At 73.2% G+C, this 3,107-nt stretch carries 1 protein-coding gene, 1 tRNA gene and 1 pseudogene; 2 read left to right on the top strand and 1 reads right to left on the bottom strand.

Annotated features, from left to right (window positions below):
* Positions 1-118 precede the first annotated feature (118 nt).
* Both L1885_RS26250 and L1885_RS26245 read left to right on the top strand, forming a co-directional pair.
* Positions 119-1,567 (top strand): annotated as a pseudogene (locus L1885_RS26250) (aldehyde dehydrogenase family protein); the annotation flags it as partial.
* A 154-nt stretch (positions 1,568-1,721) separates the two neighbouring features.
* Positions 1,722-1,806: transfer RNA gene (locus L1885_RS26245), tRNA-Leu, on the top strand.
* Positions 1,807-2,003: 197 nt separating this feature from the next.
* Here the strand turns inward: L1885_RS26245 and L1885_RS26240 are convergent.
* On the bottom strand, positions 2,004-2,849 hold the full coding sequence (locus tag L1885_RS26240) for a SigB/SigF/SigG family RNA polymerase sigma factor (RefSeq protein ID WP_235799651.1): 846 nt from the start codon (positions 2,847-2,849) through the stop codon (positions 2,004-2,006).
* Between the last annotated feature and the right edge of the window lie 258 nt (positions 2,850-3,107).

Below are 3,107 nucleotides of genomic sequence, written 5' to 3'. Positions count from 1 at the left end.
GATCCGGAGCAGACTCCGCCCCCGCACACAAATCCGCCCACGACACCCAGAACACGCCCCCACCGACCCCGGGAGCCGACCAGGCACCCGTCGCCGGCGACGACACGGACGCCGACTCCGCGTCCGCAACCTGTGGGCCGGCACCTGGCACGCCGACGGCCGCTGCCTGCCGGCGACGGGCCCCCTCGACGGCACCCCGATCGCGGGTCCCGCGATGCTCACCCCGGACATCGCGACGCAGGCCGTGCGGGCCTGCCTGGACCAGCACCGGACCTGGCGCCGGGTCCCGCTCGCCGAGCGCAGGGCCCGCGTCACGGCCGCACTGGACGCCCTCGCCGAGCACCGCGACGTGCTCGCCCTGCTGCTCGTCCACGAGATCGGCAAGCCCTGGCGGCTCGCCCGCGCCGACGTCGACCGTGCGATCGACGGCGTGCGCTGGTACGCCGACGGGATCGAGGGGATGCTCGACGGCCGGGCCCCCCTCGCGGGCCCCGTCTCGAACATCGCCAGCTGGAACTACCCGATGTCGGTCCTCGTGCACGCGATGCTCGTCCAGGCCCTCGCGGGCAACGCGGTGATCGCCAAGACGCCCACCGACGGGGGAGTGGCCTGCCTGACGCTCGCCTGCGCGCTCGCCGCCCGCGAGGGGGTACCGCTCTCGCTGGTCAGCGGCAGCGGCCGGGAACTGTCGGCCGCCCTCGTCGGCTCGCCGGAGATCGGCTGCGTCTCCTTCGTCGGGGGCCGCGACACGGGCTCCGGCATCGCGGCGGCCGTCACCGGCCTCGGCAAGCGCCACATCCTCGAACAGGAGGGCCTCAACACCTGGGGCGTGTGGAACTTCAGCGACTGGCCCGCCCTCGCCGCCGCCGTCCCGAAGCTGTTCGACTACGGCAAGCAGCGCTGCACGGCCTACCCGCGCTTCGTGGTCCAGCGGTCGCTGTTCGCGGACTTCCTCGACGCCTACCTGCCGGCCGTCCGGTCGGTGCGCGTCGGGCACCCGCTGGCCGTCGCGCACCCGGACGACCCGCTGCCCGACCTTGACTTCGGCCCGCTGATCAACGCCGCCAAGGCGGACGAACTGCGCCGCCAGGTCGCCGAGGCCGTGGACCGCGGCGCCGTGCCGCTGCACGAGGGCGTCCTGCCGGACGACGCGTTCCCGCCCGGGGCGCCCCGGGACGCCTACCTCGCGCCCGTGGCCCTGCTCGGCCCGCCGGCCTCCTCGCCGCTGCACCACGCGGAGCCGTTCGGCCCGGTCGACACGATCGTCCTCGTGGACACGGAGGCCGAACTGCTCGCCGCCATGAACGCCTCGAACGGCGCCCTCGTCGCGACCCTCTCCACCGACGACCCCGCCACCTACGCCCGGCTCGCGCCGCAGGTGCGGGCCTTCAAGGTCGGCCACGGCAGGCCGCGGTCACGGGGCGACCGCGACGAGCTGTTCGGCGGCTTCGGCCACGCCTGGCGCGGCGCCTTCGTCGGCGGCGAACTGCTCGTCCGGGCCGTCACGACCGGCCCCGACCACGAGCGCCCACCGGGCAACTTCCCCGACTACCACCTGATGCCCTGACCCGGGGCTCCCCGATCCCTGCCGAGCGGGCCCGGCGGCCCCGGCCCGCTCGGCAGGCCCACCCCTGACCACTGCTTATGGGGGTGAATGCGGTCCCGAACCCCTGGTATTGTTGACCACGTCACCGCGACGGCAACGCCGCGGAGGACCACTCGTCCGGGTGGCGGAATGGCAGACGCGCTAGCTTGAGGTGCTAGTGCCCTTTATCGGGCGTGGGGGTTCAAGTCCCCCCTCGGACACACACCGCGTGCACACGGGTGCCGGCAGAGGCCGGCACCCGTTTTCCGCGTTCCGGGCAGTTCCGGGCAGCCCTCGGGGACTTCACGGCTCCGCTCGGCGGCCCCGCACATGCCGGTGGGGGACCCGTCACCGGATCCCCCACGGAAGTCCTCGGGCCCCGGCGGCGGATGCGGGTCCGGCGCCGGGGCGGGGAGCGTCAGCGCTCGTCGAGCAGGCCCGAACGCAGCGTCTTGAGCGTGCGGTTGAGCAGGCGGGACACGTGCATCTGCGAGATGCCGAGCGCCTCACCGATCTCCGACTGCGTCCACTCCCGGCCGAAGCGCATCTCCAGGATCGTCCGGTCGCGCTCGTCCAGCTGCGCGAGCAGCGGGGCCAGCGACGTCAGGTCCTCCACCAGCTCCATGCCCGGGTCGCAGGTCCCGATGGAGTCGGCGAGCGTCGCGGACCTGCGGGCCGAGCCCTCGCCGCTCTCGTAGGGCATGTCCAGCGAGTCCGTGCTGTAGCCGTTGGCCGCGATCAGGCCGTCGATGATCTCGTCCTCGCCCCGGTCGAGGTGCTTGGCCAGCTCGGCGACGGTCGGCTCGCGGTCGAGGCGCGCGGAGAGCAGGTCCCGGGCCTTGGCCAGCTCGACGCGCATCTCCTGCAGGCGGCGCGGCACGTGCACGGCCCAGGTGCTGTCCCGGAAGAACCGCTTGATCTCGCCCACGATGTACGGCACCGCGAACGTGGCGAACTCGTTCTCCCGGCTCAGGTCGAACCGGTCGATCGCCTTGATCAGGCCGATCATGCCCACCTGGATCATGTCCTCGACCTGGTCGCGGCGGCCGAAGCGCCGGGCCGCGAAGTGCACCAGCGACATGTTCATCTCGATCAGCGTGTTGCGGGCGTACGCGTATTCGTGCGTGCCCTCCTCGAGATTCTGGAGCCGGTCGAAGAACAGCTTCGACAGGGCCCGCGCGTCGACGGGCGAGACAGCCTCCGGGTCCTCGATCCGGGGCAGCTCGGTGGCCTGCTCCGCAGCGCTGATGGTGATGGAGGACATGACCGGTTTCCCTTCGCGGACGAGGTGGGGCAGACCCGCTTCTGCCCCGATTCCCTCCGACAATACTTGTCGAAGGGAAATCTTTTTCAGGGCCCCGGAGGAGGCGGACCGGCGTCGCGCTCCGCGCCGGCGCGCTCACCGAACGTGCGGCCGCGGACCTCGGTCACGGCTGCGATCCCCGCGCATGTCCGCGAGCCGCGTCGCGCACGGCCGCGGGCGTCGCGTCCGGGGAGCCGCGGAGGCGGGCGGGGCCGGACG

This window comes from Streptomyces fuscigenes, from assembly GCF_021556455.1.
Classification (GTDB): Bacteria; Actinomycetota; Actinomycetes; order Streptomycetales; family Streptomycetaceae; genus Streptomyces; species Streptomyces fuscigenes.
The sequence above is the reverse complement of the archived record's forward strand: the minus strand, read 5'-3'. Positions and strand labels throughout refer to the sequence as shown.

Coding starts and splice junctions, on each gene's coding strand:
- L1885_RS26240 (WP_235799651.1), bottom strand. CDS start 2,849: ATGTCCTCCATCACCATCAGCGCTGCGGAGCAGGCCACCGAGCTGCCC.